Here is a 23,419-nt window from a genome sequence, read left to right on the forward strand (position 1 = left end):
CACTTCGGATGCCTGAGGGCAAGCGACTCGCGATCTCGCTGGGCCCGGACTTCGACGCGCACAGCGTCTGGATGGGTACGTTCCGCGCCACCTCCCAGAGCCTGCTGTCACGCGGCGAGTTCGGTGCGGAGGTCGGCGTCCCCCGGCTGCTGGAGACCTTCGAGCGGTACGGGATCACCACCACCTGGTCCGTTCCGACGCACACGATCCAGACCTTCCGTACGGCCGTCGACACGATCATGGCCGCGGGCCACGAGATCGCCGCCCACGGTGTGTACCACGAGTTCGTCCCCAAACTCGATCCGGCCGAGGAACGGCGCCTCATCGAGCTGCAGCTGCAGCTGCACGAGCGCCTCCTCGGCGTCAGGCCGTGCGGGTACCGCTCACCGGCCCTGGACGTCACCGATGTGACACTGGCCCTGCTCGCGGAGTACGGCTTCGACTGGGACTCCTCGCTGATGGGCCGCGACTTCACGCCGTACCACCCGCGCATGGTCACCCACCTGGACCTCGAACAGGGCAACGCATTCGGGCCCGAGAGCCGGGTGCTGGAGTTTCCCGTGCACTGGTCCCTCGACGACTTCCCCGAGCTCGAATCGTTCAAGGGCAGCCCGCTCATGCAGTCGAACCAGGCGGTCCTCGAACGCTGGAAAGACAGCTTCGACTTCGCCTACCAGCGCTGTCCCGGCGGAATGATGACCTTCGCCCTGCACCCGCAGACCATCGGGCGGGCGCACAACATGGTCATGCTCGAACGCTTCCTGGACCACGTCGTCGGCCACGACGGCATCTGGTTCCCGACCCTGTCCGAGGCGTTCGACGCCTGGTCCGACGCCGATTCGGCCGGACCGGACAGCTCCCCGAACCCCACCAACCTGGAAAGCACCCGGCATGTCTGAACAGCCCGCTGTCCTCGGCCTCACCGAGGACCACCACGCCCTGCGCGACGTCGTCCGGCAGTTCGTCGACGAGCGCGTCATCCCCACGGTCATGGAACGCGAGGAGAAGGACGAGTATCCCGCGGACCTGATCCCGGAGATGGCCGCCCTCGGCATCATGGGCATGTCCGTCCCCGAGGAGTACGGCGGCTCCGATGTCGACTACGTCAGCTACGGCCTGGTCTTCGAGGAACTCGCCCGCGGCTGGATGGGACTGGCCAGCGTAGTCGGAAGCTCCGCGAGCGGCGCGTTCCTGATCGCCCGCTACGGCACCGAGGAGCAGAAGCGGACGTACCTCCCCGGACTCGCCGCGGGTACCCGTACGAGCGGCATCGCGATGACCGAGCCCTCTGTGGGCAGCGATCTGAAGAACATCAGGCTCACGGCGCAGCGGGACAAGGACAGGTACGTCCTCAACGGCACCAAGACGATGATCACCCAGGCCCGGCACGCGGCCCCCCTCGTCGTCATGGTCCGCACCGACCCGACGGCACAGCCGCCGCACCGGGGCGGCATGAGCCTGATACTGGTCGAGCCGGACACCCCCGGCTACACGATCGGCCGCGACATCAAAAAGCTTGGCCACAAGGGTCTCGAACTGTGTGAGCTCACGTTCGAGAACGCGGTGATTCCCGCGAGCCAGCTGCTCGGTGACACCGAGGGCCAGGGCTTCTACCAGATGATGTCCGCCCTCGACCGCGGCCGTATCTACATGGCCGGCGCCTCCATCGGCATCGCCCGCGCGAGCCTGGAGGCCGCCGCCCGCTATGCGAAGCAGCGCGAGGCGTTCGGCAACCCGATCGCCGACTATCAGGCGGTCAAGCTGAAGCTCGCCGACATGGCCCTGCGGATCGACGCCGCCCGCTTGCTCACCGTCAACGCGGCCGTGAAGACCCAGGCCGAGGGCCGGGCCAGCGTCGAGTCGGCGATGGCCAAGGTCTTCGCCTCCGAGACCTGCATCCAGGCCTCGCTCGAAGCCATGCGCATCCATGGCGGCTACGGCTACACCACCGAGTTCCCGGTCGAGCGCTTCTACCGCGACGCGCCGCTGATGGCCATCGGCGAAGGCATGAACGACATCCTGATGCTCTCGATCGCCGACAGCGTCCTCGCCCGCATCCGCTGACCCCGGCGGGTCGACACAGCAGGGGAACAACCATGAGCCAGACGATGAAAGCCCTGGTCCTCCGCGGCGGGAAGGCTGTGATCGAGAGCCGTCCGCTGCCGCAGGCCGGCCCCGGCGAGGTGGTCGTGCGCACCACGGCGGCGTCGCTCTGTTCAGCCGACGCGGCGTGCATCGACGGAGAGTTCCCGACTCCGGACGGCACTGTGCTGGGGCACGAGGCCGTCGGAGTCGTGCACGAGATCGGCCCGTCCGTCAGCGGGTTCTCGGTCGGCCAGCGGGTCACCGTCGCCTCGACGACCCCGTGTGGGCAGTGCGCCGACTGTCAGCGAGGCTTCAGTGGCCACTGCCAAGGGGCCGCGTGGGGCGGCTACACATTCGGAGTCAGCCGCGACGGAAGCCTCGCCGAGTACTTCACCGTGCCGTTCGCGGCACACAATCTGGTAGCGATCCCGGACGGCGTCACCGACGCGGCCGCGCTGTGCGTGACGGACACCATCGCATCAGGGAGCACGGGTCCGGAAGCCGCGCGGCTCCCGCTCGGTGGCACCGTGGTCGTCTTCGGACAGGGACACGTCGGTCTCGCCGCGACCATGACCGCTCGCGCACTGGGAGCCGGTCTGGTCGTGACGGTGAAGGCCCGTCCGGGAGGAGAGGCCCTGGCGCGGGCCGTCGGCGCCGACCACACGCTCAATCTCGCGGAGCACGACATCGAGGCGGAGATCCGGCGGCTCACGGCCGGCGCGGGAGCCGACTGCGCCGTCGAGGCATCAGGAGCGGTCGCGTCCTTCCCGCGAGCGGTGGCCGTCACCCGCCTGGGCGGCGTGATCGCCGTTCTCAGCTCCTACAGCGGACCCGACAACGCCTCGCTCCCGATTCCGCTCGCTCAGTGGGGCTGGGGTATCGGCGACAAGACGATCCTCAGTACGTTCCAGCGCTCCGGCAGCGAGCGGCTGGGACGACTCCTGCGGCTCATCGAGACCGGACGGCTCGATCCTGCGCCTCTGCTGACACGAACGTATGTCTTCGACGACAGCGAGCGTGCGCTCGCCGACCTGGCCACGCGCGAGCCCGGTCACATCAAACCGCTCATCACGTTCTGAGCCCGCCACCCCGTCCTCTCTCACGACGCACCTCTAAGGAAGCAACATGGAAAAGCCGTACGACGCGGTGGTCGTAGGAGCGGGCTTCGCCGGGATCACGGCAGCCCGCGATCTGGCCGACCGCGGATACTCCGTCGTGATCCTCGAAGCGGCGTCCAGGATCGGAGGACGCACCTACGCACGGCCCTTCGCCGGGCGGGAGGACCTGCGGGCCGAGCTCGGCGGAAGCTGGGTCAACCGGGACCTCCAACCCGGGGTCCGACGCGAGATCGCGCGGTACGGCATCGCGCTGACTGAGGACCCGGAACCGGGCGGCGCCGTTTTCCTCACCGACGGCACCCTGCGCTCGTTCCCGGTACCGGCGCGGGAACTGCCCGATCTCGAACGGCTCATCTGCCATCTGCGGGACGCATCGAAGCGCATCGCGCCCTCCCAGAGACTGAGCAGCCAGCCGATCCGTGACCTGGACGTCTCCGCCGACGAGTTCATCGCACCGCTCGAACTCGGACCGGCGACACGCGATCTGCTCTACGCGACGATCGGCTGGTACTCCGGCGCCGACCCGCGCGAGGTCTCCATGCTCGGGTTCATCGCCCAGACCGCCGGCTTCGGCCACAGCCCGTACGGGTTCTTCGGCGCGCTGACGGAACGCTTCGTCGGCGGCGCCGGTACCCTGCTCGACCGCATGGTGGAGCAGTCCCGCCTGGAGGTCCGCCTCGGCCATCACGTCGCCCGGATCGAGCGGAGCGAGGACGCCGTGACAGTCCGTACCCGCGACGGGCAGTCCGTCGAGGCACGGTCCTGCGTTGTCGCGGTTCCCACCAACGTCCTTCGGCACATCGACTTCAACCCGGCCCTCTCCGCCGACAAGCAGAAGCTCCTCGCCGTCAACCACCAGGGCCGCGCCTACAAGCCGTCCATCGTGGCGCGGAACGTGCCGCCCCGGTCCTTCGCGCTCGGCACGGGCTCCCTGCAGTCGATCTGCCACGGCTACGAGCTCGCCGACGGGTCCGTCCTGCTCATGGGCTTCGGGGGAGAGGGCGCCGCCCGGCTCGACCCGACCGACCGGGACCAGGTCGAGGCCGCGGTGCGCGAGTACTACCCCGAAGCAGAGGTGCTCGCCGTTGACGCCCACGACTGGAACGCCGACCCCCTCTTCGACGGGACGTACCGCATCGACCGCCCCGGACAGGCGTACGACTTCCTGCGTGCGATGAACGAGCCCGAGGACCGGGTCGTCTTCGCCGGTACCGACCTCGACGACTCGGTCTGGCGCATCTGGATCGAGGGGGCGGTCAACAGCGGCCACCAGGCGGCGGACGGGGTGAGCGTCGTCCTCGGTCGAGGCTGAGCCCCGCGCGCCACGTCGTCTCTGGCCTTCCAGGTGTCCCGCACGCCTGGGAGGCCAGAGTCGTTTCGCACATACGGCCCGAGTCGTTTCGGGCATACGAACGGCCCGGCCTGTCGAGGCCGGGCCGGAAGGACCGCGGGTGGCGGTACGCCGGTCAGACGCGGCGCTGGAACATCACGAACCACTGGCCGTCGTGGCAGACCTCGCCGTGCTGGTTCTTGACCTGGACGTCGAAGGTCACGATCCCGCGGTCCGGCTTCGACTTGGACGGCCGCACCTCGGCGACCTGCTGCTCCACCCGGATAGTGTCGCCGATGCGCACGGCACCCTTGAGGTTCCAGGTCATGCCGAGGAAGGCGATCGCGGTGCCTTCCTTGATGCCGAGACGGGACTCCAGCCCGGTCGCGATGGCGAACACCCCGGGCCCGTGGAAGATCCGGCCGCCGAACTGCGTCCGCTTGGCGAACTCCTCGTCCGTGTGCAGGGGGTTGAAGTCGCCGGAGATGCCGGCGAAGTTCACCAGGTCGGCATCGGTGATGGTGCGGGCGGGCGTGACCCACGACTGGCCGATGGTGAACTCGTCGAAGTAGAGGCCGCGTTCCACGGGCGCCTGGACGGCTGCTGCCTGGCTCACCAGGGGCTCCTATCGTTTTCGATGAATCTGACATCTGAATTCTGGTCGCGCGGGCCGTCATGGGTGACCGTGGGAATCCCGAAATCCGGCGGCCCTAATCGTCGCTTCTCCAATTCGCCGGGAGCACTTACCGCTCGGGGCCGAATACGACCCCGAGGTCGCCACGCCCGTCGCCCCCGAAACCCGTGGCGCCCCGCGCGGCGTCGACCTCGCCGATCGGGAGTTCGTCCTTGGCCCGGCCGGCCCGAGGTTTGAGGGCCCCTGGCTGCCGGGTGAGGTCGATGGCCGTGAGCGCGAGAAACACCGAGGAGACCGCGGCGGGCTGCTTCAGATTGATCGTCAGCAACTCCTCCACCTTGGTCAGGCGGTACCGCAGCGAGTTGTGGTGGATGTTGAGCGCCTCCGCCGCCACGTTGATGTTCTGGTCGTGCTCGAAATAGGCGCGCAGACCGGCCAGCAGGTTCTCCCGGTCCGCGAGGGGCCTCAGGAAGTCCTCCGCCCAGGCCACCATCCGGTCCAGACCGACATCGGCGAACAGCCGGGTCGCGAAGTCGAAGTCCTCGTAGGCCATGATCCGCTGTTCCCGGGCGACACGCCGGAGAGTGCGGACGGCGAGCTGGGCGTCGTTGTAAGAGTCGACCACCGCGCCGACGGCGGTGACGGGCCGGCCGATGCCTATCTGCAGCGCGGGCAGTTCGGCCTCGCGGACTCGCAGCAGCCGTTGCAGTGTGGCGACGCCGCACTGGACGAGCAGCGTGACGCCGTTCCCGCGCGCTGTGATCAACGAGGGGTGACCGTCCGCGGACAGCATCTGGCCCAGCGTGTCCATCAGCGAGTCGGACGCCTGCTGGCGCTGGTCGCCACGGGGCGAGCGGGCGAAGGCCGCGACGACGACCCGGACCTCACCGCCGAAGGTGATACCCAGCCCGGCGACCCGTGCGGCCAGTTCCGCGTCATGGCGTTCCCTGCGCAGAGCCAGCGCCTGTTCGAGCACCGCGGCCCGCACGGCCCGCTCCTGCTTGCGGACCAGGAGTCCCATGCGCTGGTCGGCCTCGACCAGACTGGCCGCCACATGCACGGCGGAGGTGGCGTAGACGTCCGGGAACTCCGGACGGCGACTGGTCACGACCAGCCAGCCGGTGTGTTCCTCGGGCGAGGAGGGGTCGGCGATACGGGCGGCGAGACCGTGCCAGCCGTCGATGTCCAGCGTCTGCGTGTCGGCCTTCGTCGACGAGATCTCCTCGAACAGGAGCGCGCGGGGAACGGGGCCGGTCGCGTGTACGACCTCGCCGTGCCGGTCGATGAGCGCGGTCGTCGCGTTGCACACCCGTTTGAGCCGAGCGAGCAGGGCCGGGATCGGGGACGGTTCGGCGAGGGCCAGACCCAGCGACCGCTGAAGCGAGCCGAGACGCCGGGAGACCGCCTCTTCCACGCTCTGACTCGACCGGGCCACGGAGGCGACCACCTCACCGGCCCCGGCGTCGACCACGCCCACGACATTGTCCGCGATTTTCGTCGCGATCTTCGTGGCATCGAGGCTCCCGGCGCCGACGGGCAGGCCGCAGAGCATCACGACGCGGGAGCCGTCCGCCTCCAGCAGCGGGTAGGCGTCTTCGACGCCCACCCGCAGTCCGGTACAGACGACGATCACGGCGGGATCGCGGGGGACGGGATCGCCCGGCACCCAGACGGCCGCACCGTGCACCGCGCGGGTCGGGTCGACCGGGCCGCCAGGAAGCAGCCGTACGCTCGACCCGAGCTCGGCCAGGACGGTGCCCAGCTCGACGGAGTGCTGCGAGGCGGGCATGGCGACCTTTTCGCTGGGCGACAGACCGCGGACCATGGCGGCGACGTGACGACGACGATCCGAGGGGCGACTATTCCGAAGACTAGTTCAGCCGCCTGAGGACCGGCTTGGTCAATCTCCAGCGATTGCGGCCCATCATTGGAAAACATCCGATTGGCCATCGGGCGGCCCCCTCCTAGATTGCGGTTCATCCGCACCAAGCGAAGGAGAGCGCCGCGTGACGACGAAGGCAGAGACGAGCGAAGGCCGTTATTGGCATTCCGCGGTCAGCGAGATCACACCCGACACGGTCTTCGTCCGGGGTTACAAGCTGGACGACCTCATCGGTCTCTCCTTCACCACGTCCACGTTCCTGCTGATCAAGGGCCGGCTTCCCACCCCGCAGGAGGCGCGGGTCCTCGACGCCGTCCTCACCGGGGTCCTGGACTACGGCCTGGAGAAAGCGGGGACGGCCGCCGCCCGGTACGTCGTGTCGGCCAACCCGAGCATGCAGGCCGGCCTCGCCACCGCGGTCCTGGCCGCCGGCGACCACGGTCTGGCGACCGAGAACAGCGCGCGGTTCATCACCGACACGTACGCCGCCTACGAAGCCGCGGGCAAGCCGGACATGGGCGCCTACGCCGAGAAGGTCGTCGCCGAGTCCCGCGCCGCGCGGTTGCGCATCCCCGGCTTCGGGCACCCGGTCTTCAAGGGCACCGATCCCCGGGCCCAGATCCTGCGGCAGATCGCGGTCGACGCCGGCCTGTGGGGCGAGGCCGCACAGCTGTACGAGGCGGTGCACCAGGCGTTCACCCGCCTCCCTGGCCGTGAGGAGTTCCCGATCAACGATGTCGGCATGCTCGCCGCGATCTCCGTAGCGCTCGGCTTCACCCCCCAGGAATCCACCGCGCTGGCCGTCATGGGCACGTTGCCCGGCGTCGTCGCCCACATCTCGGAGGAGTACGCCTCCGGTAGGGTCGGACGGGTCGTTCCGGTCGAGGATGTCTCCTACACCGTTCCCCGTCGCGATCTCACCGCCGACCTCAGGGCGGCAGGATGGACAGCGACGCAGTAACGCAGTGACGCAGTGCCGCCTCGACCGTTACAGAAGGGACCCGGTCCATCGTGAGCCCGGACGTTCTTGCAACCTCAGACATCGTGGTGGTCGGCGCGGGGCTCGCCGGTCTGTGCACGGCCTTCGAACTGCGCCGGCGGGGCTTCGACGTCGCCGTGGTCGAGCAGCGCTTCCCGGCCTTCGGCGCCTCGGGCCGCAACCCCGGATGCCTGTGGGTACAGACCCGCCGCAGCGGTGTCGAACTCGCGATCGCCCGCGCGGCCCGGGCCAAGTACACCGAGTACGTCGACGAACTCGGAGACGTCTTCGAGTACCGCGGGCTCGGCGGCCTGTTCTTCTTCGAGACCGAGGAGCAGGGCCGGATCCTGGAGGACTACGTCCGCAGCCGCCGCGCCGACGGCGTCCAGATCGAGCTGCTGTCGCGGAGCCAGGCCACCAAGCACGCCCCCATGCTGCCCGCGACCGCGATCGGAGCCGTCTACTGCGCCGAGGACGCGCAGATCGACACCCAGCAGTTCGTCGGCGCCCTGAGCGCGGCGATCGTCCGGTCGGGTGTGCGCCTCTACGAGAACACCGCCGTCCTCTCGGTCATCCGGCAGGGCAACCACGTCGACGGGGTCCGGACGGTCCGCGGCGACATCAGGGCCTCGGGAGTCGTATGGGCGACCGGCGCCTGGACGCTCAACCTCACGGCCGAAGGCATCGTGCTGCCGGTCACCACCGCCCGCATGGGGCAGGTCGTCACCCAGCCTGTCGACCAGCGGCCGAGCGCTATCCTGCACGGCCCGCGCGGGGTCGCGCACTGCGGCGCCCTGACCGATCTGCCGTCGTACGAGGCGAGCGTCTTCGCCCACCCCCACGCCCGCCCCGTCCCGGGGGCCGACCGCCTGGACTACGACGACTCCCTGGCGCAGAACCGCAGCGGATCCCTGGTGATCGGCGCCGGTATCGACGCCTACGGATCGCTCAACCCGCACATCAGCATCGCCTCCACCGAGGCCATGGTCTCCACCACCCTGGAGCGCTACCCGAACCAGACCCACCTCGGCGTCACCGGGCTGTGGGCCGGCCTGATGAGCGACACCCCCGACCATCTGCCGATCGTCGGCAGGATCGACGCGGCCCACGTGAACGCGGGCCACAGCTGGGGAGTGGGCAGTGCCCCGGTCGCGGGCCAGGTCCTCGCCGAGCTGATCGCAGGCGAGCAGAGCGAGTTCGCCGCAGCCCTGAAGGCCGACCGTCCCTCGCTCGAAGCCGCGCGCTGAGCCGCCCGCCAGGACCGCCACCCATTCCTCCGCGGGACCCCACCCGCCCACCGTTTCGGAACACGGCTCGCCCCTCCTGACGGCGTGTCGTGCGTTTCGCGATCAATCATGGAGAAGGTCATGCCCTCAGACGCAGGTACAGGCGGTGACTACCTCGCCGAGCTGCGCCGTGTCGCCGCCTCGCAGCCGACGGCGACGGCGGTCATCGGTGATGGCCGCCACCTCACCTACCGCGAGCTGATCGAGGAGGTCGACCGGCGCGCCGACCGCCTGGCGCAGGCCGGGCTGCGACCCGGTGACCGGGTCGCCCTCGTTGCCGAGAACTCCCCGGAATTCCTCGTCTCGGCCCACGCCGTGTGGACCGCGGGCGGAGTCCTGGCCACCATCTACCCCTCCACGGGGCGCGCGGACCTGCGCTACACGCTCCGCAACGCGGATCCCGCGCTCGTGCTCGTCGACGGCGGTACGGCGGCCCCGGTCTCCGCCGCCGAGGCCGAACTGCCGACCGCACGCATCGACACCCCGGACTTCGCGCCGTCCGCCGTCCGCACCGGCACGATGCCGAACCCGCAGGGCCTGCGCGAGCCCGTCGCCCTCATCTGCTACTCGTCGGGGACGACGAGCCGCCCCAAGGCGATCATGCTCTCGCAGACCGCCCTGTACAACGGCGCCCGCACCTACGCCGACGTCTGGCGTCTGACGGCCGCCGACCGGACCGTCGTATGCCTGCCGATGGCCTGGCTCTACGGCCTCGACAGCACGTCCATGGCAACCCTGCTGGTCGGCGGGACGGTCGTCGCACTGCGCCGGGCACGCCCCGAACTCCTCGTCGAGGCCATCGAGAAGGAGGGCGCCACCTTCCTGCCCGGCGTGACGACGATCTTCACCAAGCTGGTGGACTTCCTGGAGCGGTCCTCCGGCCGCCCGGACCTCTCCTCGCTCCGGCTGGCGGTCTCCGGCGGCGAACCCCGTAACGAGGCCGCCTTCCAGCGGTTCGCCGACCTCACCGGCCGCCCGGTGCACGACACGTTCTGCGCCTCGGAGTGCTTCCCGCTCATCACCTACGACCCCGTGGTCGACCCGTACCCCGTGCCCGGCTCCGCGGGCAGGCTCGTCCCGCGCTCCGACCTGCGGATCCTCGACCCCGAGGGCAAGGAGGTGCCGACCGGCGAGGTCGGGGAGGCCTTCTCGCGAGGGCCCGGTCTGATGCTGGGCTACTGGCGGGACGAGGAGGAGACCGCGAAGGTCCTCACACCGGACGGCTGGTACCGCACGAAGGACCTGGTCCGCATGGACGAGGACGGGTTCGTGTACGTCGTGGGCCGGCTCTCCGACATGATCATCCGCGGTGGCAGCAACGTTTCGCCGGCCGAGGTCGAGCGAGCTCTGCGCCTGCACCCCGGCATCCGCGACGCCACCGTGGTCGGGCTGCCCGACCCCGTCTACGGGCAGGCCGTCGCCGCGGCCGTCGTGGTCGCCGACGGCGTGGACTTCGACCCCGACGGCATCGTCCGCGGCCTGGCGGAGCATCTGGCCGCGTACAAGGTGCCGACGCGGCTGGTACGCGTCGACCGTCTGCCGAACAACGCCACCACCGGCAAGGTGGACCGCCGCGCGGTGGCCGCCCTCCTGGCCGAGGAAGGGACCGCAGCCCGATGAACACCCTGAAGATCGCCATCACCCAGTTCGAACTGCGCGCGGAGCCCTCGACGGCGGCCTTCCTCGCCCACGTGGAATCGCTGGTCTCCGAAGCGGCCGCCGCCGGCGCGGCCGTCGTGGTCCTGCCCGAACTGGCCAGCACCGGCCTCCTCGCGAGCCTCGACCGCACCGTCACGGCCGCCACGGTCGCCGACGACTACCGGAACGGTCTGACCCGCAGCACCGACGCCATCGTGGACGGCCTCGTGCGCATGGCACGCGAGCACGACATCGTCGTGGTGGGCGGCAGCCACAACCGCACGGCGGACGACGGATCACTGCGGAACACCGCGTACATCGTGTTCCCCGACGGCCGCGTCCAGCAGCAGGACAAGATCCACCTCACCCCGCCGGAACACGCGATGGGCACCCAGGGCGGCGGCGACCTGCTGGTGACGACCATCGGCCCGTTCACGGTGGGCCTGCTCATCTGCGCCGACATCCAGTTCCCCGAACTCTCCCGCTCCCTCGTCGAGCGCGGGGTCGAGCTGATCATCTGCCCCTCGCTCACCTGGAACCGGCGCGGCGTCCACCGGGTCCGCCTCGGCTGCCAGGCCCGCGCCATGGAGAACCAGGCCTACGTCGTCATGTCGCCGCTCGTCGGACACAGCGGACTGCCTGCCGACAGCCCCCTGTACGCAATCGGACGGGCCTTCGCCGCCTGCCCCGTGGACAGGACGTTCGGCCGCAACAACGGGATCCTCGCCGAAGCGACCGGCGACAAGGAAGAGATCGTCCACGTCGAACTCGACCGGGAGCTGCTGCTGGCCTCGCGCGCTAAGCCGGAGACCCCGGGCCTGAAACTGCGCCGCACCGACCTCTACCCGAAGCTCCTCGCCGACTCCGGCAACTGAGCTGGACGAGTTGAGCACATGACTGCCTACCAGCACCGCGTGCGCTACCACGAGGCCGACGCCCAGGGCTTCCTCTTCAACGCCCGCTACCTGGAACTCGCCGACGTGGCGATGACCGAGTTCTTCCGCGTCCTCGGCTGGCCCTACGAGGACCTCGTCGCGGGCGGCACCGACCCCTCGGTGGTGTCGGCGACGCTCACCTTCAGCAGACCGGCGCGCTTCGACGACCTGCTGGACGTCACCGCCCGCTGCACCCGCGTCGGCACCTCCAGCTTCGGCCTCGACGTGCACGTGACCCGCGGGGCGGACCTCCTCGCCACCATCCAGCTCGTCTACGTCAACGTCGACGCCGCCACGGCCACCTCACGGCCGCTGCCCGACGAACTCGCCGAGGCCCTGCGCATCGCCGCCGCTGCCGCGCAGTAGGCGGCGACCGGGGTTCCGCCCGCTTCTGGTGGTTTCACAAGTGGCCGCGCCGGTCCTTGTACAGATCACAGTTCCAGGACTGGTACCTCGGGACAAAACTGGCCAGTCAAGAGGCCGTACCTCGGTACTCAACCCGAGGCCGCGGCCCGCACCTCACCGTTTTTCCAGGAGGTCGACGTCCGAATGCTCACCGCCCCGCTCGCAGGTCCGCTCTTCGACCACTGGCGCGCAGATCCCGAGGACGGCACCGCCTCCGTCGCCCATGACCCCGCGACCGGTGAGGTGCTCGCCGCCTTCCGGAACGCGACGCCCGGCGAGGTCGGCGCCGCCGTCGAGAGGGCCACCGAGGCGTTCCGGATGTGGGGCCGCACCACACCTGCCGAGCGGGCCGCACTGCTGCTCACCCTCGCGGACCGGCTGGAAGCCGTCGGCGAGGACTTCGCCAGGGCCGAGAGCGTCAACGTCGGCAAGCCGCTCTCCCTGGCCCGTGAGGAGATCGCCTACGACGCGGACGTGCTCCGCTTCATGGCGGGTGCCACCCGGACCTCCCACGCCGGCGCGGCGGGCGAGTACGTGGCCGGAAGCACCTCCATGACTCGGCGCGACCCCCTCGGCGTTGTCGGGCTGATCACTCCGTGGAACTATCCGCTGATGGAGGCGATGTGGAAGCTCGCCCCGGCGCTGGCGGCGGGCAACACCGTCGTCCTCAAGCCCTCCGAGCTGACCCCGCTGTCGACGCTCCTGTTCGCCCAGCTGGCCCGGGAGGTGCTCCCCGACGGCGTCCTGAACCTCGTCCTCGGTGACGGTGCCACCGGCGCGGCCCTCGTGGCGCACCCCGCCGTGCGCCTGGTGTCCCTGACTGGAGACGTCGCCACCGGCAAGAAGGTCGCCTCCGCCGCCTCCGCCACGCTCAAGCGCGTCCACCTGGAGCTCGGCGGCAAGGCCCCGGCTCTGGTCTTCGCCGACGCGCCCCTGGAGACCGCCGCCGCCGAACTGGCCGCGACCGGCTTCCTCAACGCAGGGCAGGACTGCACCGCGCCCTGCCGCGTCATCGTCGAGGACACCGCCTACGACGCCTTTACCGAGGCATACGGCAAGGCTGTGGCCGGTCTGCGGTGCGGTGGCCCCGAGGACGAGCTGTCCCACTTCGGCCCGGTTATCTCTGAGCGGCAGCTGGAACGCGTCGAGGGATTCGTCCGGCGTGCCCGCTCCGCAGGTGCTTCCGTCCTGGTCGGTGGCGGCCGGGTCGACCGTCCGGGCTGGTTCCACGAGGCCACCGTGATCACCGACGTGCGGCAGGACGACGAGATCGTCCAGAGCGAGGTGTTCGGCCCGGTGGTCACGATCCAGCGGGCGTCCTCGGACGATGAGATGCTCGCGATGGCGAACGGGGTCGACTACGGCCTGGCCGCCAGCGTCTGGACGACGGACGTCGCCCGGAGCCTGCGCTTCACACGGGAGCTCGCCTTCGGGACGGTGTGGCTCAACCAGCATCTCGTCCTGGCCAACGAGATGCCCTTCGGGGGCTTCGGCCAGTCCGGCTACGGCAAGGAACTCTCGGCCCACGCCATCGACGAATACTCCCAGGTTAAGCACATCATGCTGAAGGCTGCAGCGTGATGCGCCGCCTCGCCGCACCCCGGACCGCCCTCCCCATGTTCACCCCTCTCGGAAAGGGACGCCGATGAGCGCCGATCGCTACGACATCCTCTTCGAACCGGTCGTGATCGGCCCCAAGACGGCACCGAACCGCTTCTGGCAGACCCCGCACGCCAATGGTTTCGGCACGGAGTATCCCGACATGCAGGCCGCCTACCGGGGGATGAAGGCCCAGGGCGGCTGGGGTGTGGTGTTCACCGAGGCCACCTCGGTCGCCCCGGAGACGGACAAGGGCCCCTACGTCCTCGGACGCCTGTGGGATGAGGGCGACGTGCGCAACTCGCGCCGGATCGTCGAGCGGATCCATGCTGGCGGCGCCCTGGCCGGCGTCGAACTCGAATACCACGCGTCGATGTCGGTCGCGGCCGAGGGCCGGGTGCCCGCCTACGCCGTGGACCCGGTCGCCGGAGAGGGCACCCTCCCGGTCGCCCACGCCGGTACGGCCGCCACCATCCACCTCTCGGACATCGCCCGCATCCAGGACCTCCACGTCGAGGCGGCGCTGCGTGCCGTCGACGCGGGCTACGACCTGATCACCCTGCACTGCGGCCACGCCGCGTCGCTGATCTCGCACTTCCTGATCCCGTACTACAACACCCGCACCGACGCCTACGGCGGGTCCTTCGAGAACCGCGCCCGTTTCGCCCGGGAGACCCTGACCAAGGTGCGGGCCGCCGTCGGTGACCGCGCGGCCGTCGGCCTGCGGTTCGGCGTCGACACCCTCGACGGGCCGCTCGGGCTCGGTGACCGCGGAATGCGGCATGACGGCGAGGCCCCCCGGGTGCTCCAGTACCTGGACGACGTCGTGGACTACTGGGACCTCATCATCGGCGGGGTCGACTGGGGACAGGACGCCCAGTCCTCCCGCACCGCCAGGGAGAACCACGAGGCGCGGTTCACCGGCGGCATGAAGCAGTACACCACCAAGCCCGTCGTCAACGTCGGCCGCCTGAACAGCCCCGACACCATGGTCAAGGTGATCAGGTCCGGACAGGCCGACTTCATCGGCGCCGCCCGCGCCGGCATCTCCGACCCCTTCCTGCCCGTCAAGATCCGTGACGGTGCCATCGAGGACATCCGGGAGTGCATCGGCTGCAACATGTGCGTCTCCCGGGCCAACCTGGCGAACGGGCGCATCGTGTGCACCCAGAACCCCACCATCGGTGAGGAGTTCCGCCGCGCCTGGCACCCGGAGTCCTTCGAGATCGCGGGCAACCGCGACCGGTCCGTGCTGGTCGTCGGCGCCGGTCCGGCCGGACTCGAATGCGCCATGGTCCTCGGCAAGCGCGGTTTCGACATGGTGCACCTGGTCGACGCGGCCGAGGAGATCGGCGGCTGCCTCAACTGGATCACCAGGCTGCCCGGACGCCAGGAATGGCGGCACCTCGTCGAGTACCGCCAGCACCAGCTCTCCAAGCTGAAGAACGTCACCACGATCCTGGGCACCCGCCTCAGCGCCGACGACATCCTCGACTACGGCGCGGAGATCGTCGTCATCGCCACCGGATCGCACTTCGACGCCGACGCCGTGTCCCCGTACGACCGCCGCCCGCTGCCCCTCGCGGAGACCTTCCGCGGCAACGTCCTCACGCCCGAGGAGGTGATGTCCGGCGAGGCCACGGTCGGCGAGCGGGTCCTGGTCTGGGACACCGACGGCTACTTCGTCGGCCCCGGCGTCACCGAGCACCTCGCGGGCCTCGGGCACAAGGTGACCGCCGTGACACCGGCGTCGGCCTTCGGCGCGTACCTGCACCAGACGATGGAGGACGCCCGCATGACCGAGGACCTGCGCGCCCTGGGCGTACGCGTCTACCCCAGCAGCGCCCTGACTCCGGCCGGCGCCGACACCCTCACCATCGAGACCCTGGCCGGACCGGTCGACGCGGGCGTCGACACCGTGGTCGTCGTCGGCCAGCGCGTCGCCGACTCCGCTCTCCACCGCGAACTCCACGACCGCAGTGCGGAGTGGGGCGAGGCCGGGCTCCGGAGCGTCTACCGCGTCGGCGACGCGCTACGCCCCAGCTTCATCGCCGACGCGGTCTTCTCCGGCCACCGGCTGGCCCGCGAGATCGACAGCCCCGATCCGGACCAGCCGCTGCCCTACATCAGGGAACGGCGCCTGCTGAACGCCACCGAGTCGGACTTCACCCTCACCGGCCCCGCCCAGTCCCGAGCCGTCTGACCCACCACCGCCGCTGCCGTGCCCCCGGAGGAGCCCTCATGACGACACCGCCGAAGGTGACCGTCCTTCCCTACGACGAAAGCAGCGGCAAGCCTTTCGGCCCCGCCACCATCGAGCACCGCACCGCACAGGCCGGCTTCAGCCGCCTCGGCACGTACTTCATGAACTTCCCCGACGGCGGTCACGCCGATCCGTGGCGCCTGGAGTACGAGGAGTCGATCTACGTCATCAGCGGCGAGGCCTCGATGCTCGTCGTCGGCGACGGGGGCGAGACCGAGCTGCGGGCCGGCGCGGGCGAGCTGATCGCGCTCCCCAAGGGCAGCACCGTGCGCTACGGCGGCGAGCCGGGCACCCGGCTGCTGCTGTCCATCGCGCCCGTCGACTGGGCGACGCGCGACTCCGCGGCCGAGGAGCCCGGCGCCGCGCCGCGCGTCCTGTTCCTGACCCCGTTCCACTTCGAGAAGCCCGAGCACGACGACGAGTTCGACGCCGTCCTCACCTCACTGCTGACCGGACACGGGAACCAGATCGTCTTCGCCCAGCACGTGGAGCCGTTCGAGTCCGAGGACGCCGACTACGACGAGGCGCAGACCCGGGCCATCCTCAAGGCGGTCGAGCAGGCCAACGCCGAGCAGTACGACGCGGTCGTCATCGCCTGCCACTACGACCCCGCGCTGGACGAGGCACGCGCCGTCTCCCGGATCCCGGTCGTCGGACCGCTGCAGTTCAGCGCCTCCGTCGCCCTGCAGTTCGGCCCGAGGTTCGCCGTGATCACCGACATCCCGGAGGCCGTGCCGGTCATCCGGGGCCTCGTGGACGACTACGGCCACGAAGCCGCCTGCGTCGGCGTGTCCGCCATCGGCTGGGAGGGCGACGCCATCCTGGAGGACCCGCTCGGCGCGGCGGAAGCGGTGGACCGCTTCGTGGCCGAGGTGGCGGCGGCGGGCGAGGCGCAGTCCGTCGTCATCGGCTGCACCATCGTCTCCTCCGCCTACGAGCGGCACCGGCACCGCTTCGCGGACCGCGGAGTCGTCGTGCTCAACAGCAATCTCGTCACCCTGAAGGGTGCCGCGGCCCTGGCCGCCAACTGACCGAAGGATCTCTCTGCTCATGAACATTGTCGTCCTGGTGAAGTACGTGCCCGACGCCACCGGTGACCGCCGCTTCGAGGCGGACAGCACGGTCGACCGGGAGGGTGTCGACGGTCTGCTGTCCGAGCTCGACGAGTACGCGGTCGAACAGGCGCTGAGGATCAAGGAGGCACATGACGACGAGGAGATCGTGGTCACGGCCCTGACGGTGGGCCCCGAGGACGCCGAGGACGCCCTGCGCAAGGCGCTGCAGATGGGCGCCGACAACGCCGTGCACGTCTGCGACGACGCCATCGCCGGCTCCGACGCGGTCGCCACTTCGATGGTGCTCGCCGAGGCCGTGAAGAAGGCGGGCGACGGCGTGGTCCCGGACCTGGTCATCACCGGGATGGCCTCGACCGACGGCGGCATGGGCGTCGTCCCCGCCATGCTGGCCGAACGCCTGGCCGTTCCGCAGGTCACCCTGGCGTCGGCGGTGGAGACCCAGGGCGACCAGGTCCGCATCCGGCGCGACTCGGACGCCGCCACCGAGTCGATCAGCGCCACCATGCCGCTGCTGCTGTCGGTGACGGACCAGACGGGGGAGGCCCGCTACCCGTCCTTCAAGGGGATCATGGCGGCCAAGAAGAAGCCCCTGCGGACCTGGGACCTCTCCGACCTCGGCGTCGACGAGGCCCTGGTCGGCCTGGGCGCGTCCAGGACCACGGTCGCCGCCACCGCCGCCCGTCCGCCGCGCACTGCCGGCGAGATCGTCAAGGACGAGGACGGCTCGGGCGCCGCAGCGCTCGCCGGCTTCCTCGTCGGCAGCAAGTTCATCTGAGTTCATCCGAGAAGGAACGACATATGTCTGAGGTTCTGGTCCTCGTCGACCATCTGGCGGGCGCGGTCAAGAAGCCGACGTACGAGCTGCTCACGATCGCCCGGCGGCTCGGCGAGCCGTCGGCCGTCTTCATCGGCGCCGCGGACGCCGGCCCGTCCGTCGCCGCCGCGGTCGCGGCCTACGGCGCCGCCAAGGTCTACGTCATCGACGACACCGACATCCGGGACCACCTGGTGGCCCCCAAGGCGGAGGCGCTCCAGCAGCTGGCCGCCGACACCGACCCGGCCGCGATCCTGCTGCCCTCCTCGGCCGAGAACAAGGAGGTCGCGGCCCGGCTCGCCATCAAGCTCGGGTCGGGCCTGATCACCGACGCCGTCGATGTCGAGACCGACGGCACGGCCACGCAGTCGGTCTTCGCCGGTGGCCACACCGTCACCGGCAAGGTCACCACCGGCACCCCGATCATCACGGTCAAGCCCAACTCGGCGGCCCCGCAGGAGTCACTCGCCGCCGGTACCGTCACGCCCTTTGCGGTGACCGTCTCCGAGGCCGCGAAGGGTGCCCGTATCGACGACAGCCGGCCGCGAGCGGCCAGTGGACGCCCCGAGCTGACCGAGGCGGCCGTCGTCGTCTCCGGCGGCCGCGGCACCGGCGGCGACTTCGGACCGGTCGAAGCCCTGGCCGACGCCCTCGGTGCAGCCGTCGGCGCCTCCCGTGCCGCCGTCGACTCGGGCTGGATGCCGCATGCCTACCAGGTGGGCCAGACCGGCAAGACCGTCGCCCCGCAGCTCTACGTCGCGGCCGGCATCTCCGGCGCGATCCAGCACCGCGCTGGCATGCAGACGTCGAAGACGATCGTGGCCGTCAACAAGGACGAGGAGGCGCCGATCTTCGAACTCGTCGACTTCGGCGTCGTCGGCGACCTCCACGCGGTCCTCCCGGGGCTGACCACCGAGATCGACAAGCGCAGGGCCTGAGCCCGAGCCCGGACCGGCTCGCGCGGCCGACGCACCAACGACGCTCCCAGCACCCCCGCTGGGAGCGTCGTTCTGTCCGCACGGCCGTCCCGGCGCGGAAGCATGACGTCGAGCCGTCGTAGATATGGTGGAGGCGACTCCCGGTTTTCGGACATCTTCCAATAGAGGTGACCGAAAGGAATACCTACGGTTCTGGCATCCCAAACGACGCGTGGTGCACGCCACAGACAGACCCGGGCAGCGGGCGGCGTCGCATCCGTGAATCAAAAGTGATGGAGGGTGCCGTATGAGCGCAGCGAGTGAGGCTGCTGGTACCGAAGTGGCTGCTAATGACATGAGCGCCGCGAGTCTCCGCGGCAACATGGGACCGCTCGAACTGATCTTCACGGTCGTCGCCTACAACGGCCCGGTCGTGGTGTTCCTGGGTTTCATCCCGGTCTCCGTTCTGCTCGGCAACGGAGTCGGAACGCCGGCGGCCTTCCTGTTCTGCGGAGTCATCGTCACGATGCTGGCGGTGGGGCTCCTCACCATGTCGGCACGCCTGCGGAAGCCGGGTGGCTTCTACGCCCTCATCACCGCCGGCCTCGGCCGGGTGGCCGGCCTGGGCTCCGGCTTCGCCGCTCTCACCTGCTACTTCGTGGCCCTTCTCAGCGCCTACGCGCTCGGCGGGATCGCCCTCAACGCCGCCATCGTGGAGCTCTTCCACGGACCTCAGGCCCCCTGGTGGCTGTGGGCGGGCCTGATGCTCGTCGTGACCACCGTGCTCGGTCACTTCAACATCAGTTTCTCGAGCCGCGTGCTCACGGTGTTCCTGGCCTGCGAGCTCCTCCTCATGATCGCGTACGACATCTCGGTCCTCGCCAAGGGCGGCGCGCACGGGATCGGCTTCGACTCCTTCGCACCGCACCAGGTCTTCTCGGGGTCGATCTCGATCGCCTTCCTCTTCGGAATGGGACTCTTCGGCGGCTTCGAGGCGACCGTGATCTTCCGCGACGAGGTGCGGAACCCGGAACGCACCATCCCGTTCGCCACCTACGGCGTGGTGGCGCTGCTCGCCGTCACCTACGCGGTGACCGCGTGGTGCTTCATCAACTCCTACGGTGCCGCCGCCGTCATGGACGTGGTCAGCAAGAACCTGGTGAGCGCCTCGACCGACAGCATCCAGCAGTACACCGGCCAGTTCGCGTACGACGCCGCGACGATCATGCTCTTCACGAGCTCGTTCGCCCTGGTGCTGGCGGCCCACAACATCACCGCGCGCTACGTCTTCAACCTCGGCGCCGACGGCATCCTGCCCCGGAGCCTCGGCCGGCCCCACGAACGGCACGTGTCCCCGCACCGGGCCTCCTTCGCCCTCAGCGTGACCACTCTGCTCGTGCTCGGCGTCTTCGTGATCGGGAACGTCTCCGAGGACGCGCTCTACGCACGGCTGGCCGGTCTCTACAGCTACGCCTTCGTCATCCTGCTGGTCCTCGTCTCCCTGGCGATCGGCGTCTACCTGCTGCGTGACCGCGTGCACGGGAAAGCGGTCGGACCCGCCGTGGCCTCCCTCGTCGCCTTCGCCGTCCTGTGCGTGACGCTGGTCCTGGGAACTGTGAACTTCACCCTGCTCAGCGGGGCGACGGGCACCCTCAAGAACGTCCTGATCGGAGCGATGTGGGGGGTGACCCTGGCTGGCGCGGGCTGGGCCTTCCACCTCAAGCGAAACCGCCCTGACGTGTACAGCAGCATCGGCCGCCAATAGGCGCGCCGTAGGTGCGGGTGGCCGACCGGACAACCTCCGGTCGGCCACCTCTGTGTTCCGGACAGCTGGAACACCGCACTTCCCTGTCAAGTTCTGCTTGTTGAACTCAGAGGGAGAACGTCGGCAGGGCGACACTCAGGCCGGACTCAACTCAACGCTTGGGGAGCAGAGAGTTGAGCCGTATGAACAGCTGGTCGGCGCGCGTGATCGTGGCCGCGTCGATTCTCGGGGCGAGTGCGGCTTGCTCGCGGAGGAGCACCGCGGCCGGCCTGTAGTGGTTGAACCGCGTAGTGATCTTCCGCTTCTTGAACACCGCCTCGATCTGCCGGAGGACGCGGGGGTCCTTGGCGTTGAGCTCGGAGGCTGTGATCGGCTTGGTGAGCTCGGAGGCGTAAGCGCGGTTGACGAGTTCGAGGTAGAAGTCCCGGTCGAAGAGGTCCTCGATATCCGCGTCCGCAGTGCTGGTGAACTCGCTGATCTCGACGAGCCCGTTCTTGGCGAGCTGGTCGTTGTCCCGCAGGCGCTGGACGGCCCCGACGTCCTTGGTACTGGAGTCGACGAGGACGGCGACACTCAGCTTGTTCGCGCCCAACAGGGTCACGAAGGTGGACAGCTTGCCGGAGCCACCGATGGGCGTCTCGACCCAGCGCGGGTCGAGTCCGGTGGACCCGTTCGCCTCGGCGACGTCCGTGAGGACATCGAGGTAGATCAGGTCGCTTGGGCCTTCGAGGAGCAGGGTGTGCTCGCCCACGAACAGCGTCTGGGTCATCTCGACGCCCATCGCTGCCAACAACGGGAAGGCGGTGTCCTCGTCGGCCTTGAAGATCTCCGAGGAGACCTTCGCACCGCCGCGCTCCATATCGATGACTGTCCGAACCCTCTCGAGGTGATCGGGGTCGACCATGAACGGGGAGTGAGTGGTGTAGATGACCTGGTGGTTGGGGGCCAGCCGCTCGTCGATCAGCCGGAGCAGGTCTTCCTGTGCCCGGCCGTGAAGAGACAGCCCCGGCTCGTCCAAGAGGAGGATCAGGTCGTTGGTGCCCGCCGCCTCCAACTCGTTGAAGTAGGCGAGGAAGGAGAAGAACCAGACGAAGCCGCGGGAGCGGTCGTCGAAGGGTACCGATGCGCGGTGGCGGCGATTGAAGACGCGGACCTGAAGGATCGGTCCCTCGTGGAAGGGCGGCTGGGCCCCGGTCTCGGGGGCAGGACCTTCAGCTGGACTTTTAGCTCGGTGTTCTGCGACCAGTACTCGAAGACCTCGTCCGAGATGACGTTGCCGGAGTTCTCCAGCTCGCGCAGAAGTCGTTCGTGCTGGTCAGAGTCCTTGAAGTCCTCTGGTGAGACCCCTGCCATGTCCAGGAGGCTCAGCAGTGCGCGCTCACCGCGCGTGAGCTGTCCCGACTCTCGTCGCTGGATCAGATCGGGTAGCGCGACCTTGCCGGGCATCGAGTCGTACTCGGCGAAGTAGACGAACTTCGGCATGAGCGGGCTGGCGTACTCGTCGATCAGGTGCAGCACGAGGCTGCTGTCGCGCCATCCTCGGATGTGGTCGGCCAGCGCGATCGCGTCGGACGGGGACTCGTCCAGTTCGCCGAGAACGTGGAGGAGGTCCGCGATGGTCTTCGCGTCGCCGATGGCCTTGGCGGCCGCCGCCGGGAGGTCCAGGGTGGAGCGCAGGTGGTCGACGACCGCGGCCTCGTTGTAGGGCAGCGTGAAGTTCTTGATGCTCTTCCGATAGCCGATGACCACGTCGAACTCGGCGTTCCTCAGGACCTTCGGGCCGAGCTCCTCCTGGATCGCCTTCATCTCGGCGTCGTCGAAGCGGAAGGTCGCCCGGACCACGGGGATCTTCTGGCCGGCCGGGAGCTTTTTGCGCTCGCTGGTCTTGCGGGCGGGGAAGTCGACCACCTCGTCGAAGGCGGCGGGCTCCACGGGGTTGAGTCGGAAGAGCGCCTGGAGGAGGGTCGTCTTGCCCGACTCGTTCTTCCCGACGAGACAGGTGACGTCCTCCTCGACATCGAATATGTCGGAGTCCTCGACGGACCTGTAGTCGGTGATGCGGGCTCTGATCAGTTGCACTTCGCCTGGAGCCCTTCCTCGGTTTTCCGCGAGGAGGCCCGGCGTGCCGTGTCGAGAGGCGATGATCACAACAGCATGACACTGCGTGCCTTCGGTGTTGTGTTCGAGGTATGTTCCAGACGCCAATCAGGAGAGACCCCGGTGCCCGTCGACCTCGACGCCGCCGGGGTCCTCTTTTGAGCCACCTGTGAGGATAACCCTCGGTGCTGACAGCCCCTCACGAATATTCGAAGGGGCCGCGCGGTGCGGGCGGTGCGCCCCGGACGGGGGCGGCAGGCCGTCCGTAACCACGATCAGCTTGCGGTGTCCTCCCCGGCATCCTCGATCACGTCGTGCGCGGCCTCCGAGATGCCGTCGATCAGGTCGTCAGGCCCTTCGATCGCTTCGTGCGCCAGGAGGCCGATTCCGATCTTGCGTGACTTCACCGGTTCCGGCTCCGGTGCGCTTTCCTGTTCCGCCTCGCCCGCCGGGTCGACCGGGGTCTTGACGGAGTCGAGGAGGAGCTGGGCCACGTCGACGACCTGGATGGACTCCTTGGCCTTGCCGCCCGCGGCGGAGCCGCTTTCGGCTGCAGCCTTCTTGCCGTTGACGGAGTCGGTGAGCATGACGAGGCA

18 protein-coding genes and 2 pseudogenes are annotated in these 23,419 nt (G+C 69.4%); 15 read left to right on the forward strand and 5 right to left on the reverse strand.

The window, feature by feature from the left end; all coding sequences use genetic code 11:
• The first annotated feature begins 8 nt into the window (after positions 1 to 8).
• The 4 genes from AB0D85_RS46250 to AB0D85_RS46265 are packed head-to-tail and all read left to right on the forward strand — an operon-like array spanning position 9 to position 4,515.
• On the forward strand, positions 9 to 899 hold the full coding sequence (locus tag AB0D85_RS46250; protein WP_362335484.1) for a polysaccharide deacetylase: 891 nt from the start codon (positions 9 to 11) through the stop codon (positions 897 to 899).
• The gene (locus AB0D85_RS46255; protein WP_362335487.1) at positions 892 to 2,064 is read left to right on the forward strand and encodes an acyl-CoA dehydrogenase family protein; all 1,173 of its coding nucleotides are present in this window, start codon (positions 892 to 894) and stop codon (positions 2,062 to 2,064) included. The genes AB0D85_RS46250 and AB0D85_RS46255 overlap by 8 nt, the downstream gene beginning before the upstream one ends.
• Positions 2,065 to 2,096: 32 nt before the next feature.
• Positions 2,097 to 3,164, forward strand: coding sequence for an alcohol dehydrogenase catalytic domain-containing protein (locus tag AB0D85_RS46260; protein ID WP_362335490.1), 1,068 nt, complete (start codon positions 2,097 to 2,099; stop codon positions 3,162 to 3,164).
• A gap of 46 nt (positions 3,165 to 3,210) precedes the next feature.
• On the forward strand, positions 3,211 to 4,515 hold the full coding sequence (locus AB0D85_RS46265; RefSeq protein WP_362335493.1) for an NAD(P)/FAD-dependent oxidoreductase: 1,305 nt from the start codon (positions 3,211 to 3,213) through the stop codon (positions 4,513 to 4,515).
• 154 nt (positions 4,516 to 4,669) lie between these two features.
• Here AB0D85_RS46265 and AB0D85_RS46270 read toward each other — a convergent pair whose 3' ends face one another.
• A complete protein-coding gene (locus AB0D85_RS46270) occupies positions 4,670 to 5,149 on the reverse strand; it encodes a MaoC/PaaZ C-terminal domain-containing protein (RefSeq protein ID WP_362335496.1) in 480 nt (159 codons plus the stop codon).
• Between the two features lie 127 nt (positions 5,150 to 5,276).
• Positions 5,277 to 6,992, reverse strand: coding sequence for a helix-turn-helix domain-containing protein (locus AB0D85_RS46275; protein WP_362335499.1), 1,716 nt, complete (start codon positions 6,990 to 6,992; stop codon positions 5,277 to 5,279).
• A 181-nt stretch (positions 6,993 to 7,173) separates the two neighbouring features.
• Here AB0D85_RS46275 and AB0D85_RS46280 point away from each other — a divergent pair, with 181 nt between their 5' ends.
• From AB0D85_RS46280 to AB0D85_RS46330, 11 genes are all read left to right on the forward strand, one after another.
• A complete protein-coding gene (locus AB0D85_RS46280) occupies positions 7,174 to 8,010 on the forward strand; it encodes a citryl-CoA lyase (protein WP_362335502.1) in 837 nt (278 codons plus the stop codon).
• A gap of 83 nt (positions 8,011 to 8,093) precedes the next feature.
• Positions 8,094 to 9,275, forward strand: a complete 1,182-nt coding sequence (locus AB0D85_RS46285) for an FAD-dependent oxidoreductase (RefSeq protein ID WP_362335505.1) — start codon at positions 8,094 to 8,096, stop codon at positions 9,273 to 9,275.
• Between the two features lie 120 nt (positions 9,276 to 9,395).
• Complete coding sequence (locus AB0D85_RS46290; protein WP_362335508.1) at positions 9,396 to 10,934, forward strand: class I adenylate-forming enzyme family protein; 1,539 nt, start codon at positions 9,396 to 9,398, stop codon at positions 10,932 to 10,934.
• A complete protein-coding gene (locus AB0D85_RS46295; RefSeq protein ID WP_362335511.1) occupies positions 10,931 to 11,827 on the forward strand; it encodes a nitrilase-related carbon-nitrogen hydrolase in 897 nt (298 codons plus the stop codon). The genes AB0D85_RS46290 and AB0D85_RS46295 overlap by 4 nt, the downstream gene beginning before the upstream one ends.
• Positions 11,828 to 11,845: 18 nt before the next feature.
• Entirely contained in the window at positions 11,846 to 12,253 is a 408-nt protein-coding gene (locus tag AB0D85_RS46300; protein ID WP_362335515.1) for a thioesterase family protein, read from the forward strand.
• Positions 12,254 to 12,436: 183 nt separating this feature from the next.
• On the forward strand, positions 12,437 to 13,873 hold the full coding sequence (locus AB0D85_RS46305; RefSeq protein WP_362335518.1) for an aminobutyraldehyde dehydrogenase: 1,437 nt from the start codon (positions 12,437 to 12,439) through the stop codon (positions 13,871 to 13,873).
• A gap of 64 nt (positions 13,874 to 13,937) precedes the next feature.
• Positions 13,938 to 16,094, forward strand: coding sequence for an FAD-dependent oxidoreductase (locus AB0D85_RS46310; RefSeq protein ID WP_362335521.1), 2,157 nt, complete (start codon positions 13,938 to 13,940; stop codon positions 16,092 to 16,094).
• 38 nt (positions 16,095 to 16,132) lie between these two features.
• A complete protein-coding gene (locus AB0D85_RS46315; RefSeq protein ID WP_362335524.1) occupies positions 16,133 to 17,185 on the forward strand; it encodes an aspartate/glutamate racemase family protein in 1,053 nt (350 codons plus the stop codon).
• Between the two features lie 13 nt (positions 17,186 to 17,198).
• Complete coding sequence (locus tag AB0D85_RS46320) at positions 17,199 to 18,005, forward strand: electron transfer flavoprotein subunit beta/FixA family protein (RefSeq protein WP_362335551.1); 807 nt, start codon at positions 17,199 to 17,201, stop codon at positions 18,003 to 18,005.
• Positions 18,006 to 18,028: 23 nt separating this feature from the next.
• Entirely contained in the window at positions 18,029 to 18,982 is a 954-nt protein-coding gene (locus AB0D85_RS46325; protein ID WP_362335527.1) for an electron transfer flavoprotein subunit alpha/FixB family protein, read from the forward strand.
• A gap of 334 nt (positions 18,983 to 19,316) precedes the next feature.
• Positions 19,317 to 20,726 carry an APC family permease gene (locus AB0D85_RS46330; protein ID WP_362335529.1) on the forward strand — a complete coding sequence of 470 codons (1,410 nt, stop codon included), beginning with the start codon at positions 19,317 to 19,319 and terminating at the stop codon, positions 20,724 to 20,726.
• Between the two features lie 151 nt (positions 20,727 to 20,877).
• Here the strand turns inward: AB0D85_RS46330 and AB0D85_RS46335 are convergent, their stop codons facing one another.
• The 3 genes and pseudogenes from AB0D85_RS46335 to AB0D85_RS46345 all read right to left on the reverse strand — a co-directional run.
• On the reverse strand, positions 20,878 to 21,972 hold the full coding sequence (locus AB0D85_RS46335; RefSeq protein ID WP_362335554.1) for an AAA family ATPase: 1,095 nt from the start codon (positions 21,970 to 21,972) through the stop codon (positions 20,878 to 20,880).
• A 713-nt stretch (positions 21,973 to 22,685) separates the two neighbouring features.
• Positions 22,686 to 22,874: pseudogene (locus tag AB0D85_RS46340) on the reverse strand (hypothetical protein); the annotation flags it as partial.
• A gap of 350 nt (positions 22,875 to 23,224) precedes the next feature.
• A pseudogene (locus AB0D85_RS46345) lies at positions 23,225 to 23,419 on the reverse strand (hypothetical protein); the annotation flags it as partial.

Origin of the sequence: Streptomyces sp. NPDC048277, assembly GCF_040652235.1 — a bacterium.
Classification (GTDB): Bacteria; Actinomycetota; Actinomycetes; order Streptomycetales; family Streptomycetaceae; genus Streptomyces.